The organism is Alistipes sp. ZOR0009 (assembly GCF_000798815.1).
Classification (GTDB): Bacteria; Bacteroidota; Bacteroidia; order Bacteroidales; family ZOR0009; genus Acetobacteroides.
In genome coordinates, this window is record NZ_JTLD01000036.1 from 40663 (window position 1) to 53721 (window position 13059).

Sequence of the window (13059 nt, forward strand, 5' to 3'; positions counted from 1 at the left end):
GCTGGTTTAATCTAACCTTTGGAAAGATGTAGGCAGCCTTGCGATTAGCGCTGCTTATCACTGTGAAGAAAAAGAGGATATAATAATAATAGGTATGGATTTTAACTTAACAAGTACAGAAACACTTTTCCTGCAAATGATCAGGGAATTTGCCGAAAAGGAGGTGAAGCCTCTGGCTGCCGAGGTCGATGAGACTGAGCAATTTCCTGTTGGAACAGTGGAGAAAATGTCGAAAATTGGGATTATGGGGATTCCAATCCCGGTTCAGTATGGAGGTGCAGGCGGAACAAACCTGCTTTACTCAATGGCTGTAGAAGAACTTTCTGCAGCATGTGCCACCACCGGTGTGGTTGTATCGGCACACACTTCGCTTTGCGCTGCGCCCATCTTAGAGCATGGCACCGAGGAGCAAAAGCAGAAGTATTTACCAAAGCTTGCCTCTGGCGAGTGGATCGGCGCTTTTGGTTTGACCGAGCCAAATGCCGGTACCGATGCCTCTTCTCAGCAAACCATTGCTGTTGAAGATGGAGACGACTACATCGTTAACGGTACCAAGATCTTTATTACAAATGCCGAGTATGCACACGTCTACATCATTTTTGCAATGACCGACAAGTCGCTTGGTGTAAAAGGTATTACTGCCTTCATAGTAGAGAAGGGAACTCCAGGTTTTTCTATAGGAAAAAAGGAGAAGAAGATGGGTATTCGCGGTTCTGCAACCTGCGAGCTGATCTTCGAAAACTGTCGCCTTCCTAAGGCAAACATGCTAGGAAAGCTTAGCGGCGGTTTTGGTATTGCCATGAAGACCCTCGATGGGGGACGTATCGGTATCGCATCTCAGGCGCTTGGTATAGCGCAGGGAGCAATGGACGAAACCGTTAAGTACGTAAAGGAGCGTAAGCAGTTTGGAAAGTCGATTGGTGCATTCCAAAACACCCAATTCCAGCTTGCCGACCTAGAAACAAAAGTTCAGGCTTCGCGCCTATTGGTGCGCAGCGCAGCATTTAAGAAGGATAAGGGAGTACCTTACTCGGTTGATGCTGCTATGGCTAAGCTTTTTGCTGCCGAAACAGCCATGGAGGTAACCAACAAGGCGGTTCAGTTCCATGGTGGATACGGGTATACCCGCGAGTATCCTGTTGAGCGCATGATGCGTGATGCCAAGATTACCGAAATTTACGAAGGTACTTCTGAGGTGCAGCGTATGGTAATTGCTGCAAAGCTGCTTAAGTAGGTTGACGAGATTTTCCCATCGAACTTTATTTATGGTATTATGAAAATTGTTGTTTGTATAAAGCAAGTTCCGGATACAACGGAAATCAAGATAAATCCAACCACCGGGACGCTGATCCGCGAGGGGGTGCCTAGCATCATCAACCCCGATGATAAGGGTGGTTTGGAAATGGCTCTTCAGCTAAAGGATAAGTATAACGCTCACGTTACGGTTATCACCATGGGCCCACCACAGGCCGATGCCGCCCTTCGTGAGGCGTTGGCAATGGGTGCCGATAGGGCAATTCTACTTACCGACCGTAAGTTTGCTGGTGCCGACACCTTGGCTACCTCGCACGCTCTTGCAGGGGCGCTGCGTAACATCGAGTACGATTTAATCATCACAGGACGTCAGGCTATCGATGGCGATACCGCTCAGGTGGGACCACAGATTGCCGAGCATTTGGGATTACCACAGGTTACCTACCTCGAAGAAATCAGCTTCGATGGTAAGAACACCTTCACCATGCGCCGTGCTACCGAAGAGGGATATCAAATCCTAGAGGTAGAAGGCTCGTGCTTGGTAACCGTTCTTTCTTCGGCCAACACGCCTCGCTACATGAGCGTTCGTGGCATCATGCAGGCCTACGAGCACAACGTAGAGGTGTGGGGTAAGGACAATATTGCTGTAGAGGAAACCCGTCTTGGCCTTAAGGGATCGCCAACTAAGGTGCACAAGGCGTTTACCCGCGGCGTTAAAGCTCCTGGCGAACTTTACGAGGTAGAGGCTCAGGAAGCTGTCGGTATCATTATTAGCAAGCTGAAGGAGAAATTCATCATCTAAATCGATTCTGCAATGGATAAATCACAATACAAGGGCGTTTACGTTTTCGTAGAACAGCGTGAAGGCAAAATTCAAAACGTTTCGATGGAGCTGCTGGGCAAGGCTCGCGACTTGGCCGATGCGCTAAACGATAAGGTGTACGCTTTACTTCTTGGCCACAATATGGTAGAGAAGGGGCAGGATCTTATTGCTGGGGGTGCGGATGTGGTGCTTTACATGGATGATGAGCTGCTAGCCGAATATACCACCGAGCCTTACGCGCAGGCTATTTGCCAAATTATCGACGAGCGTAAGCCCGATATTATAATGTTTGGTGCTACCACCATTGGTCGCGACTTGGGTCCCCGTATCTCGGCTCGCGTAGAAACAGGGCTTACTGCCGACTGTACTAAGCTCGAGATTTCGGAAGATGGACACCTGCTGATGACCCGCCCTGCTTTTGGTGGAAACCTTATGGCTACCATTGTTTGTAAGGAGCACCGTCCTCAGATGTCTACCGTTCGTCCGGGTGTAATGCGCGCCCTTCCTGCCGATACCGCTCGTATGGGCGTTGTGGAGTGCGTTAAGCCAGAGATTGACCGCTCGAAGGTTAAGGTTAAGCTGGTAAAAACGGTGAAGGAGAAGAAGAACATGGTGGACATTTCGGAAGCCAAGATTCTGATCTCTGGCGGTAGAGGTGTTGGCTCGTGCGGTAGCTTCGAGTCGCTTTGCGAGCTGGCAAAGACAATGAAGGCTGAGGTTTCGGCTTCGCGTGCCATGGTCGATGCAGGCTTGGTACCTCACGAACGTCAGGTTGGACAAACTGGTAAGACGGTTCGTCCAGATCTATACCTTGCTTTGGGTATTTCGGGTGCCATTCAGCACTTGGCCGGAATGGAGGAGTCAGACTTTATCGTGGCCATCAACAAGGATAAGTACGCTCCTATTTTCCAGGTTGCCGATCTAGGTATCGTTGGCGACGTGAAAAAGATTATTCCGCTTCTTAACGAGCGCTTAAAGGAGGTTGTAAAACCTGAATAGATCGTATTCTAGGGTTTTTTTCTGTTATAAAGCGTTCCCGAAAGGGGATGCGGAGCCGGGCTTAGTCCCGGCTTTTTTATTACGGCGGCTTTCCGGCTTGCCTGCTCTTTTTTTTGGGGGTAGGCTTCTATCAAAAAAGCGCATTTGCTGCCATCAAGCCCCTTTTTTCGCCTCTCCGTAGGTTAATTATTCTATATTTGTAGGCATAACATTTTTCTCCATGATTAACATTGCACTATTTGGTGCTCCAGGAGCGGGTAAAGGAACGCAGTCGGAGTACCTGATAAAAAAGTATAAGCTGCACTACATCTCCACCGGAGATCTGCTCCGTGAGGAGCTTAAGGCGGAAACCCCGATTGGCCTCGAAGCCAAGAGCATTATTGCCGAAGGGGGGCTGGTTTCCGACGAAATTATCGTGCAGATTATCGAAAAGAAGATAAAAGATAACCCCGATGCCAACGGATTCCTTTTCGACGGTTTTCCACGTACCTACGTGCAGGCCTACATCCTAGAGGGGTTGATGATAAACCTGAATACAAGCCTAAACTGCCTTATAAACATCGAGGTGTCGGAGGAGGTATGTACCCAGCGCCTTTTGCAGCGCTCTAAGGTGCAAAGCCGCAGCGACGACAACGAGGTGGTTATCCGCAAGCGCCTACGCGAGTACCAGGAGAAGACGCTCCCCGTACTCGACTTCTTTAAGGAGCGCGGCATCTGCAAGTCGGTAAACGGCGAGCAGCCCATCGAGAACATCACCAAAGATATTGAGGTGATTGTTAACGAGGAGATGAGCAAGCAGATGATGAACATCCTCATTATGGGCTACCCTGGTTCGGGACGTGGCTCGCAGGGCTACGCGCTGGCCCAAAAGTACGATTTGGTGTACCTATCCACCGGCCGTATGCTCGAGGAGGAGATTAAGATGGGCACCGACATCGGGCTTCGCGTAAAGGACCTATTCGAAAATGGGCAGATGGCGCCCGACGATATTGTGGTGCCTCTCATCGAAAAGAAAATTGAGGCTACCAAAAACTCGCGTGGCTACGTCTTTAAGGGATTTCCCCGCACGCTGGTGCAGTCGTATATTCTGGAGGGTATCCTAAAGAAGCACGGCATGAAGATTAACCACTTTATCGACCTGCAGGTGCCTACGCTCGAGCTGGTAAAGCGCCTCGACGACCGCAGCAAAACCAGCGAGTGCATGCCCTACGATACCTCCACCCAAAAGATCATCCAGCGTTTGGCCGACCATGAGAATCGGACCAACCAGGTGGTGCAGCGCTACAAGGAGCGCCAGAATGTTTCCATTATCGACGGTACTGGAACCATCGAGGAGGTGAACGAGCGCATCTGTACCGATCTCGAAAACCGCTTTAAGCATTTAAAGGAGCAGTAATCCTACATATTAACGAAATAGGCCGCAGCGGTTACGCTGCGGCCTATTTCGTTATATCGTATTCGGTGCTTTAGTCCTTGATGTCGGGCTCGAAAAAGAGCCAGTGGATGTTCGGAAATTCCTGTCGGAGCGCCGCCTCGCAGGCGTTTATGTTGGCAATAAGCTCCTCGGCCGAGTGCACCTTGGCCATCTTGGCCTTTACGGCCACCATAACCTGCGGCCCCAGCTGCAGCGTAATAAGGTTGAATACCTGCTCTACCTCGGTACGAGCCTCCAGAAATGCTCGGATATCCTCGCGAGCTTTACCCTCGGCGCTTTGGCCTATCAGCAGGCTCTTAATTTTAACGGCAAGGAATAGCGATACCACCACCAGCAGCGCGCCAATAACAATGCTTCCTACCGCATCGTAAATGGGGTTGCCCGTAATGATGGTGAGGCCAACGGCCGCTAGCGCAAAGGCGAGCCCCAGCAGCGCGGCAACATCTTCGCCCAAAACAATGATGAGCTCGCTTTGGCGGCTGCTCCCTAGCCATTTCCAGAACGAAACCTCGCCCCTTAGCTTTTTTATTTGGGTTAGGCAGCCGTATAGCGACGCCCCTTCGAGCACGATGCTAACCGATAGCACGACAACAGCCACCAGCGGGCTGCTGAGCCCCTCGTGCGAGCTGAGCTTGTGAATGCCCTCGTAGATGGAGAACAATCCGCCCATGCTAAACAGGATAAGGGCAACGATAAACGACCAGAAGTAGATCTCCTTTCCGTAGCCCAGCGGATGCTCCTGGTCGGGTGCCCGCTTGGTGGCCTTTAGCCCCCAAAATAGAAGCCCCTGGTTGCCGCAGTCGGCGTAGGAGTGGATAGACTCCGCCAGCATCGAGCCCGAGCCCGTAACCACCGCGGCGGCCGTTTTGGTGATGGCAATGCCCAGGTTGGCCATTAGGGCAAAGAATATTGACTTTACAGAGGTGTCTTGATGCGACATTGATGTAGTGTTGTTAAAAAAACGCCTAAAGTTAGCTTTTCTGCCGGGTTTAGCGCTATCGGTATGCCCTTAGGGGGGAGTCAATAGAACTTGCAAGGCTACAAAGTTGAGTAGGCTACTACCTTCCGGGTTTATGCTGAATTTTGCGGATATCAACACCAACTGATGAACTTTTTGACTTGTTTTTGGAAACAATAATGGCATATTTCCACCAGTTTGCTACAGCATTGTTTAAGTCCTCGCTTCTGTAGTACCGATCTTCTCCTTTTATCGATCCATCGCTGTATTTCTTTCCAAAGCTATAAGGGTCGTATACCTCGTAGTAGACCTTGTTGTCAACATTTTGATAGCCTTTGATTACTATAAAATGTCCCCATCCGGTATTGTTTGTGCTGTAGAATTTATCTACATGCCATTTATCCTGACTTTGACTTCTGATGTAGTACATGTCGAGGCACAGAATTGCAATATTGCCCAGATTAAGCTCGCTTTGAATTAAATCTATATGGCTTACATCTATTGTGTGGTTGGGTATAGAGTGCAAGTTTAGGTAGTTCACAATATCGTTGGTGTACCACCAGCCTCCTGTAGGGCGGTACGTCTTTCTGGCTTCTTCTGGGGTTTTGCTAAAGCTCGCGTTTGCCCACTTTATGGCCATAGTTACAGAGCTTGGCCCGCAGTTTACATCCGAATAAGGTCCCGTATTGCCTTGGTCGTAATACCAAGCGTAGCTCGCATTATTGCTGAGCTCCTTTTTCAGTACGCATCCTAGCCCGTAAGTTCTTACAGAAGATTTGGGCGGTAATGTAATGCTTTTGATTATAGAGTCAGACGAGGTGCCATTGCTAACTACGAGCTTTATTTTTAGCTGCTCAGAAGTTGACAGATTGGGCAAGTTAAAGTAGGTGCTATTGAGGTGAGGGGTTGCTACTTTTACCGTGTCGCAAAGCGATACCCATTTGTATGTCAATATGTCGCTATTAGGACTTGTAGAGGTGCTGCTAAGGGTAAAGTGGTCAATTTCGTCCGAAAAGATGAAGTCGGCCTTAGGTTTGGAGTTGATGCCGGCCTCTTCGTTTTCTTTAGAGCACGATGCCAGCAGCGGTAATGCGATAGATAGCAACTTAAAATATTTCATAGTGTTGTCGTGTTTGCTAATGAATGTTCCAATATTCGGGAGTCGCTGCTCTGTCACAAGGAAGCAGGCAGCTCAGTTTACGTTAGGCATTGGCTTTAGGCTGCTCTTTTAGGTTGCCTCATTTTTTGCTGATGCGCATTTAATAGTTCCACATCCCGCCAGACCACAGGCAGCGGCTACCTAGTTCCGATTCCCACCTAAAATTTACCCGTATAGTTTAGGCCTCGAATATAGCCATAAAATGGTTTTGCTAAATGGCGCTTGCCAAAGTTTGACGCGGTACGGGCAGCCTTCCATGCGCTGTTTGCCCACCGTTGCGTGGAGGCGACATGCGGCTTGGTACTCCCACTGAAAAATATTTTTGTTAAAACGATAAAAAATTAACAAAAATTGCTTGTAATTAAAATATTTGTTAATTTAGTGGCAGGTTCGTTGAGGGTTAGACCGCTACGCGCTGCCGGAGCAGAGCCGTAAAGGCATCAAAAGGCCATTCCCAAGTGGGAAATCGTACGCTAGCGGAGCTGGGAGCCTTTTCCCGAATGGGAAATCGTGCGCGAGCCGAGCTGGGAGCCTTTTTCCAATTGGGAATGGCGCAGCAGGCTATGTAGGATCATTTTAAAGAATTAAGAGCTGTTGGATTGAGGAAAGGGAAATGTTAAGATTTTTCTTTTAACCAATTTAAATATGAAAATTAATCTTTCTTTAAAAGGTTACATCCTCAAGGATGTAGTGGGGTACGGAACGGAGCTCGATGGCCTAGCTGTCAACGCCGGGATTCCGGCTTTGCTTACCGCAAAGCCTTACCTTACTTTCAAGAGCTCGCTCGCAGGCATGAACGAGGGCTTTAAGCTGTCCTTCAAAAGTGATTTTACCGAGCTGCTGGCCGAGCTGGATTGGAAGCGGGGACGTTCGTACACCTCCCTACACCATGGGGTGCTTAGCTTTGCCTACTCCGACATTCCCGCCGAGGAGGAGGCCGCTCAAACCCTTATTAAGCTTTTCGATACCTACGGTTTTGAGTTTATTAACGGGACGTACGAGGGCGAAACGGGCTTGGAGATGAGCTTTATTGCGGATCTTAAGAAGCCCGAAAACGCGGCGGCCGTTGCTACGCTTAAGCTCGAGGCCAAGGTGGCGCAGCTAGAGAAGGATGTGAATACCTTTAGCACCACCTACAAGGAGAGCTTGGCCGATGCAGCCGAGAAGAAAAATTTTGTGGCAGCATCCAACGTGCGCAACGAGTTCGAAAAGGCCACCAAGAATTTCCAAGTCTACCTACAGGGCAAGCTGCTGGAGGATACCGATCCCAAGTGGGAGGCGCTATGCGCGCAGGTGGTGGCGTTAAACGTAAGGATGTTAAGGAGCGAAGCCCTGCGGCAGGTCGCCCTTAAGAATAAGCGTGAGGATGAAAAGAACCAGGGGGCAAAGTAGCCGCTCTGTAGCTATACTAAGAAGGGAGCCAATGTTTGGCTCCCTTCTTTTGTTGGTGTTATGACTATTGCTTGCCTGTATGTTGGAAAACTCGCGTAGCATGCCTTCAACCTTTTTGAAAAGCTAAAAAAAATGCTGTAGAGAAAGGAGTTTTTAGAGGTATAGCGGGACGTTTACAAACGAAGATGAAAGGATGCTTTTATGGAAGTTTGATAACCTTCTAACCATTAGCCGTCTAAAAAATGTGTTGAAGGGTTTAAAAATACTCGCCTAAGTCCAAAATTTTGGACAGCATGCCTGCTAAATTTGACATTGTAGCAGGCAAGATGGCCATTAGCCATGCTACCCCGGATGCCGAAAAGGGAATAGAGTCGGTATTTAATTAAAAAAATTAAAATAGATGATTGGAAAGTTGATAAGTAGTTTTGGTGCTCATGTATTAAGCAAAAAAGAACAAGTTTCTATTGTTGGAGGAAAATTACTCGTTCCTGCTAGACAATTATGTTGTTGTAATGAATTGTATACAAATAATGCTGGAGTATTGTCAATTAGAGGTGTGGTGAAAAAATGTTGTGAAATGGGATGGAAGTATGTAGATGGAGATGATGAACCTACGCCTCCTACTTACCCTCCTGTATTAGATTTAAGTGAGTAGAAAGTTAATGTTAAAACATTAAGCGTTAGTTTTGAAAAATGCAAACTTAGATTTGTCTTCATATTCTTAGTCAAGAAGAACAAAAGGAACTACGCATTATGCTTGTGGTTGTTTTGGAATGGCTGGCGCTTGGACGGATAATTACCCTGATTAAGAGCCTTAGATAATTCTGTTAAACGGTTCTACCGCCATGGGAGACAATGCGTGGAACGAAGATCTGTAGAAAAATAAATAAAAAAACGGTTAGAGGCTGCTCGCGCAAGTAGAAGTAGCCTCGTCTTTATAATTAATATTTTCAAAAACAATTTTGTAAATTCTAATATGAGTAGATCGCTGATTTTTATACTACTAATGGTACTTTCACTCGAAGGGAAATCCCAGCAAGTTGTAGTAAAGGTTGCAGAAATGGGCATGAGCAAATCTTTACTAACCATTGCATGGCCCTATAAGGGGTATAATAGCTACCTAAATATGCTTTCGAAAAATTACAAGGTCGACTCGCTAAAAGATCATGTGTTCAACCTTAACAGCAAGGAGGGGGGGATTTTTAACTTCAATATGTCGAATTATCGCTTTTCTCTGATTCTTTTCCCCAAGGATACAATTCGGATAGAGGCGCACATAGACACCTGTTTTAGGTATGCTATAAAAGGACGGAATGCAGAGGGGCATCTGCTATGGCTGCAGGCTTCATTTCCCTCATATATTGTATACCCTAAGTTTAATAGCATTTTTGGTGCTAAACCTTCATTGCAGGAGCGGTATAACGAGGCTTGCAAGCTTACTGCAGGCTTTGATTCGAAAATAGACTCGCTATATAGGATAGGAAAGGTTGATGATCGCTTTAGAGATGTTATAAAAAAGAAGTATAGGAGTATGGTTTACGAAGCATTTGTTGATTTTAATGAGAGTTGGAAATCAATTTCTTGGAAAAAAATAGAGCCTTTTGCCTCCTTGCTTCTGCGTCGGACTGGGGTGAAAAATCCGTCAGACTATCCTTTTATTTCTGATATTCTTTTCCGGTATCATGCCTCAACATACTATTCTGATACCAGCCGAGGCTTAGTAAGCAAGAAGTTGCTTCCTGCCGATTTTCAAAAAGCGGCGTTTATTCCAAACCAAAATCATGCGAGGGAGTACGAATTGGCAACGACCATTTATTTTTATGCGAGCCGAGGTTACGATGATTTGGGATGGAAGGCTGCCTACAAATACTACAATAGCCAGTATCCAAAGACGGAACTAAAGCCGATGATGGATAGCCTGCTGAAACCCTATTTAAACATAAAGAAAGACGATGTGAAAAAAGTCTTTATCGAAGATCAGAAAAATACCCTTTCAGAACTTCTTGCCGATTTTAAAGGTGGTTATGTGTTTGTCGACCTTTGGGCAACTTGGTGTGGCCCTTGCCGGAATGAGATGATGCAGGAAAGGCTTAATCCGCTGGAGCACCTGTTAGATTCGTTGGGGGTAAAAAAACTTTATCTTTCCATCGATGACAAAAAGAGCCACGAGGCATGGAAGCGAATGGCGGATGTCCTAAAACTTGGCGGATACCATCATCGGATAAATAATTCTCTTTATAGCGATATACAGCAAAAGATATATGGAACAGAGACCTTCTTGATTCCACGTTATGCATTTATAGGTAAGGATGGAAATATTTTAGATGCGAATCTTCCTCGGCCTAGTAGCTTAGATGCCCTTAAGCAGAAGCTACTTGAGTACATTGGAAAATAATCCCGATTGCTGCTGTTAAGATCGACAGTCGAGGTTTCCTCTTGTTTCGTTTTGTGAAGTTTTTTTCGTACAGTAAGGAGTTGCTAATTTCTCTTTGTGTACCTAACAGCAGCAACTTCTTTACCCCTACATGCCGCTACATGGGTGCGGCGGTTAGCCTAAATACGTTCTTGTTTTCGGTAACTCCCTTGGCGGCAAACTCAAATTTTTGGCCGGGCTTTCGGGTGATGGTGTAGGTGCTGCCTATGATGATCTTCGTGTCGCCGTTGGCTATCACGTAGTACTGCACCTCTTTTGGGGTAGGGGTAACGCTGAACTTGAAGTTCGACTGGCGTAGGGCGCCTATGTTTTCGGTTACGTGCAGCTCGTACTTTACCGCCTTGGTCCCTTCGTACTCGGTTAAGCCCATCATATCCTTTTGGGCGTACAGCAGCTCGGCATTTTTGGTGCCGTCTATATTATACCTAACGCACAGGCCGTCTTTGGCGTCGTTGCGGCAGTAGCCTTCCTCGTAAATTTTTCCGCTGGGGTAGTAAATTTTGTAGGGCCCCTCCATCTTCCCGTTTTTGTAGTAGTAGGTTGCCTTCTCCTTGCCGTTAGGGGCGTAGTTGGCGAACTTCCCGTCGAGCAGGCCGTTTTTTAGCTCGGCATACGACTTCAGCTGCCCTTCGGGGTAGGTGTTGGTGGCCGTTCCCTGCTCGTCGTTGCCCTCGTAGGTAAAGGCTACCTGGTTGATGGTGATGGTTTGCTTGGAGGTGCATCCCCCTAAAACCATTAAAAGTAGTAAGGCCGCTGCGGTATTTCTCATTGCTTAACGTTAACGGGATTTAGATGGTGAATGTATTAAAAAGTTTAAAATTTTAGGCAGAATTAGCCTCAAAAAGCTTGGCTCTTTTGCATGTATTTTCTACTTTTGGCGCACAAGATTTTTTGACATGATAGTGAAAGCTACTCAAAAACTCATTTTCCTGAATCTGAAGAACAGAGACTCATTCTGTTCGTAGCTGCTGCAGGCATAGCCCTCGCGGCTCCACTTCTTACCCTTTTATTTTAGTAACTCAGATGCCCAACCAACAGCCTTGGTGCTGGTTTGTGGTTTCTGCTATTCAGTAATCTACAAAAATATTATAGCTATGGAACTTCCATTTGCAGAGTCGTACAAAATTAAGATGGTAGAGCCTATTCGTCGTTCTACCCGCGAAGAGCGTGAGCGTTGGATTAAGGAAGCTCACTACAACCTGTTTAACCTACGCAGCGAGTACGTGTTTATCGACTTGCTAACCGACTCGGGCACTGGCGCCATGAGCGATCGCCAGTGGAGCGCCATGATGCTGGGCGATGAGAGCTACGCTGGTGCCAGCTCGTACTACAAGCTAAAGGATGCCATCTTCAACATCCTTGGATTTCCTTACTACCTGCCAACCCACCAGGGACGTGCTGCCGAAAACGTGCTTTTCTCGGTGCTTATTAAGGAGGGATCGTACATTCCTGGAAACTCGCACTTCGACACCACCAAGGGGCACATCGAGTTCCGTAAGGCGCACGCGGTAGATCTTACCATCGACGAGGCTTCGAACACCCAGCTCGAGGTGCCTTTTAAGGGGAATATCGACGTAAACAAGCTGGCCGAATTCCTTAAAACGCACAGCAAGGAGCAGGTTCCCTTTATCTGTATGACCGTTACCAACAACACCGCTGGTGGTCAGCCTGTATCTATGGAAAACCTTCGCGAGGTTAGCAAGCTGGCCAAGCAGTACGGTATTCCGGTGCTATTCGACTCGGCTCGTTTTGCCGAAAACGCCTATTTTATTAAGATGCGCGAGCAGGGCTACGCCGATAAGAGCATTAAGGAGATTGTAAAGGAGATGTACCAGTATGCCGACTATATGACCATGAGCTCTAAGAAGGATGCCATTGTGAATATGGGTGGATTTATTGGCTTTAAGGACGAGGAAACCTTCCAAAAGGCTACCGTTTACAATATAATGTTTGAGGGTTACGTTACCTACGGCGGTATGAGCGGTAGGGATATGAATGCTCTAGCTGTTGGTTTGGACGAAGGAACCGAATTCGATACGCTTGATAACCGCATTCGTCAGGTTGCCTACCTTGGTCAGAAGCTCGACGAGTATGGTATTCCTTACCAGCGTCCTGCCGGTGGCCACGCCATCTTTGTTGATGCCAAGAAGGTGCTTCCTAACGTACCTCGCGAGCAATTCCCTGCCCAAACGTTGGGCGTGGAGCTTTACGTAGAGGCCGGTATTCGTGGTGTTGAGATTGGCGCCATCCTTGCCGACCGCGATCCAGAAACCAGAGAAAACCGCTACCCAGAGCTGGAACTGCTTCGTTTGGCCATCCCTCGTCGTACCTACACCAACAACCATATGGACGTGGTTGCTGCTGCGCTAAAGAACGTATTCGATAGGCGCGAGAGCATCACCAAGGGGGTTGAGATTGTGAAGGAAGCTCCAATACTTCGCCACTTTACCGTAGAAATGGAAAAGGTAAAGTAGCACCTGTCGCTTAGATTTTACACTGCCTTAATATATTGAATTGTGTCAGCAGCCGTGGTCAACCCGATCGCGGCTGCTTTCTTTTTGTGGGGCGCTTCGATAAATAATTGAAAATGGTTTGCCTGTATACG

Annotated in this window: 11 protein-coding genes; 8 read left to right on the forward strand and 3 right to left on the reverse strand. The window is 47.4% G+C overall.

The genetic code is table 11. The features are described from left to right. Positions 1-94 precede the first annotated feature (94 nt). The 4 genes from L990_RS11640 (at position 95) to L990_RS11655 (ending at position 4472) form a co-directional block, all read left to right on the forward strand. Positions 95-1234 (forward strand): acyl-CoA dehydrogenase, encoded by a 1140-nt coding sequence (locus L990_RS11640; protein WP_047449308.1) that lies wholly within the window; start codon positions 95-97, stop codon positions 1232-1234. 39 nt (positions 1235-1273) lie between these two features. After that, positions 1274-2056 carry an electron transfer flavoprotein subunit beta/FixA family protein gene (locus tag L990_RS11645; RefSeq protein WP_047449310.1) on the forward strand — a complete coding sequence of 261 codons (783 nt, stop codon included), beginning with the start codon at positions 1274-1276 and terminating at the stop codon, positions 2054-2056. Positions 2057-2068: 12 nt separating this feature from the next. Continuing rightward, positions 2069-3076: an electron transfer flavoprotein subunit alpha/FixB family protein gene (locus L990_RS11650; RefSeq protein ID WP_047449313.1), complete on the forward strand. Its 1008-nt coding sequence runs from the start codon at positions 2069-2071 to the stop codon at positions 3074-3076. Between the two features lie 220 nt (positions 3077-3296). Beyond that, the gene (locus L990_RS11655; RefSeq protein ID WP_047449317.1) at positions 3297-4472 is read left to right on the forward strand and encodes an adenylate kinase; all 1176 of its coding nucleotides are present in this window, start codon (positions 3297-3299) and stop codon (positions 4470-4472) included. 70 nt (positions 4473-4542) lie between these two features. On the opposite strand, the gene L990_RS11660 is transcribed toward L990_RS11655, so the two are convergent. Both L990_RS11660 and L990_RS19265 read right to left on the reverse strand, forming a co-directional pair. Then, positions 4543-5451: a cation diffusion facilitator family transporter gene (locus L990_RS11660; RefSeq protein ID WP_047449320.1), complete on the reverse strand. Its 909-nt coding sequence runs from the start codon at positions 5449-5451 to the stop codon at positions 4543-4545. Positions 5452-5569: 118 nt separating this feature from the next. Next, positions 5570-6589 carry a hypothetical protein gene (locus tag L990_RS19265; protein ID WP_052180944.1) on the reverse strand — a complete coding sequence of 340 codons (1020 nt, stop codon included), beginning with the start codon at positions 6587-6589 and terminating at the stop codon, positions 5570-5572. 684 nt (positions 6590-7273) lie between these two features. Here L990_RS19265 and L990_RS11670 point away from each other — a divergent pair. From L990_RS11670 to L990_RS19270, 3 genes are all read left to right on the forward strand, one after another. Next, a complete protein-coding gene (locus tag L990_RS11670) occupies positions 7274-8020 on the forward strand; it encodes a DUF6261 family protein (RefSeq protein WP_047449323.1) in 747 nt (248 codons plus the stop codon). Positions 8021-8420: 400 nt separating this feature from the next. Then, complete coding sequence (locus L990_RS11675) at positions 8421-8675, forward strand: hypothetical protein (RefSeq protein ID WP_047449326.1); 255 nt, start codon at positions 8421-8423, stop codon at positions 8673-8675. Between the two features lie 321 nt (positions 8676-8996). Next, entirely contained in the window at positions 8997-10415 is a 1419-nt protein-coding gene (locus tag L990_RS19270; RefSeq protein WP_052180945.1) for a TlpA family protein disulfide reductase, read from the forward strand. A gap of 136 nt (positions 10416-10551) precedes the next feature. Here L990_RS19270 and L990_RS19275 read toward each other — a convergent pair whose 3' ends face one another. Beyond that, entirely contained in the window at positions 10552-11223 is a 672-nt protein-coding gene (locus L990_RS19275) for a toxin-antitoxin system YwqK family antitoxin (protein WP_052180946.1), read from the reverse strand. A gap of 325 nt (positions 11224-11548) precedes the next feature. On the opposite strand from L990_RS19275, the gene L990_RS11690 reads away from it, so the two are divergent. After that, positions 11549-12928 (forward strand): tryptophanase, encoded by a 1380-nt coding sequence (locus tag L990_RS11690; protein WP_047449330.1) that lies wholly within the window; start codon positions 11549-11551, stop codon positions 12926-12928. Positions 12929-13059 lie beyond the last annotated feature (131 nt).

What these genes read in the sequence shown, in the direction of transcription:
- L990_RS19270 (WP_052180945.1), top strand. Translation starts at nt 8,997, where the DNA reads ATGAGTAGATCGCTGATTTTTATACTACTAATGGTACTTTCACTCGAA.
- L990_RS19265 (WP_052180944.1), bottom strand. Translation starts at nt 6,589, where the DNA reads ATGAAATATTTTAAGTTGCTATCTATCGCATTACCGCTGCTGGCATCG.
- L990_RS11670 (WP_047449323.1), top strand. Translation starts at nt 7,274, where the DNA reads ATGAAAATTAATCTTTCTTTAAAAGGTTACATCCTCAAGGATGTAGTG.
- L990_RS11640 (WP_047449308.1), top strand. Translation starts at nt 95, where the DNA reads ATGGATTTTAACTTAACAAGTACAGAAACACTTTTCCTGCAAATGATC.
- L990_RS11690 (WP_047449330.1), top strand. Translation starts at nt 11,549, where the DNA reads ATGGAACTTCCATTTGCAGAGTCGTACAAAATTAAGATGGTAGAGCCT.
- L990_RS11650 (WP_047449313.1), top strand. Translation starts at nt 2,069, where the DNA reads ATGGATAAATCACAATACAAGGGCGTTTACGTTTTCGTAGAACAGCGT.
- L990_RS11660 (WP_047449320.1), bottom strand. Translation starts at nt 5,451, where the DNA reads ATGTCGCATCAAGACACCTCTGTAAAGTCAATATTCTTTGCCCTAATG.
- L990_RS11655 (WP_047449317.1), top strand. Translation starts at nt 3,297, where the DNA reads ATGATTAACATTGCACTATTTGGTGCTCCAGGAGCGGGTAAAGGAACG.
- L990_RS19275 (WP_052180946.1), bottom strand. Translation starts at nt 11,223, where the DNA reads ATGAGAAATACCGCAGCGGCCTTACTACTTTTAATGGTTTTAGGGGGA.
- L990_RS11645 (WP_047449310.1), top strand. Translation starts at nt 1,274, where the DNA reads ATGAAAATTGTTGTTTGTATAAAGCAAGTTCCGGATACAACGGAAATC.
- L990_RS11675 (WP_047449326.1), top strand. Translation starts at nt 8,421, where the DNA reads ATGATTGGAAAGTTGATAAGTAGTTTTGGTGCTCATGTATTAAGCAAA.